The sequence below is a fragment of the Clostridium sp. OF09-36 genome (assembly GCF_003481985.1).
Classification (GTDB): domain Bacteria; phylum Bacillota; class Clostridia; order Lachnospirales; family Lachnospiraceae; genus Brotaphodocola.
Genome location: NZ_QUMD01000083.1, coordinates 1 through 1,256 on the forward strand (window position 1 = coordinate 1; position 1,256 = coordinate 1,256).

Annotated in this window: 1 protein-coding gene; it reads right to left on the reverse strand. The window is 41.7% G+C overall.

Annotated features, from left to right (window positions below; genetic code table 11):
* Positions 1-155: 155 nt before the first annotated feature.
* Positions 156-1,256: ATP-binding protein (locus DXA97_RS19750; RefSeq protein WP_118721461.1), on the reverse strand; the 1,101-nt coding region annotated here is incomplete at its 5' end.

The following is a 1,256-nucleotide window of genomic DNA, read 5'->3' on the forward strand; positions in this document are numbered from 1 at the left end:
ACAGGCTTTTCGGTTTCTTCTTTCGTGTTATCTGTGTTTTTACACCCTGCCAGGGTGACTGCTAAAATTCCCGCAAGCAGAATGCCTGCAATCACTCTTTTTCCTTTCATTTTCTGTCTATCCCTAACTATCCTTTTTGATTCTTCTATATCCGGTTACTTTCCATTCGTCACTGTACAGTGACCTGCGGTTCGGTACCCCCCCCCACCAGATTTTATGCTTCTGATCGTCTTTTCCAGCACCTTCATCTCAACCGGTTTTGAAACATGTGCATTCATGCCAGCCGCAAGGGAATGCTGAATATCTTCTGAAAATGCATTGGCAGTCATGGCAATAATCGGAATCGTCTTTGCCAGTTTATGGGAGCTTCTGCGGATTGCTTTCGTTGCCTCATAACCATTCATAACAGGCATCTGCACATCCATCAGGATCATGTCATAATCACCTGGAGCAGACTGCTCAAATGCTTTCAAAATCTCTTCGCCATTTTCACAGATGGTACATTCCGCACCTTCAATCTTTAACAGTTCCGTCAGGATCTCTGCGTTCAACTCATTATCCTCTGCACACAGGAATTTCATTCCCTGCAGAATATTACCATCCTGCTCATTTGTTTCTTCTTGTGCCGCCAGAGCAACCGTTCTATCCTCTGCAATTTTCAGATCCACGAGAACCTCAAAACAGCTTCCCTGTCCCAATTCACTGTCCACATCAATGGTACCTCCCATTGCCTCAACCAGATTCTTAGTAATCGCCATTCCAAGTCCGGTTCCCTGTATTTTATTTGTAAGGGAACTTTCCGCACGGGTAAACGCATCAAAAATTGTATCCTTGAAATCTGCCGACATTCCCATACCATTATCACTAACTAAGAAACGGTACTTTGCATAGACAGATGACTTTGTCTCACATTCTTCTACAAAGAACTGAATTTCCCCACCTTCCTGGGTATACTTCACTGCATTGGAAAGCAGGTTGCTGAAAATCTGCATCAGGTGAACCTGATCCCCATTCACCCACTCATGCTGAATATTTTCTTTTATGATTGTAAGGGTCTGCTGCTTTTCATATATTTGAGTATGAAATATAGTGTCAAGTTCCTGCATAAAATCCAGAATAGAAAAGTCAGAATACTTGAAGACTGTTTTTCCTGCTTCAATCTTACTCATATCCAAAACATCATTAATGATTCCTAACAGATGCCGTGATGAAATATCTATTTTATCTGCATACTCTATAACTTTTGCTTTATTACC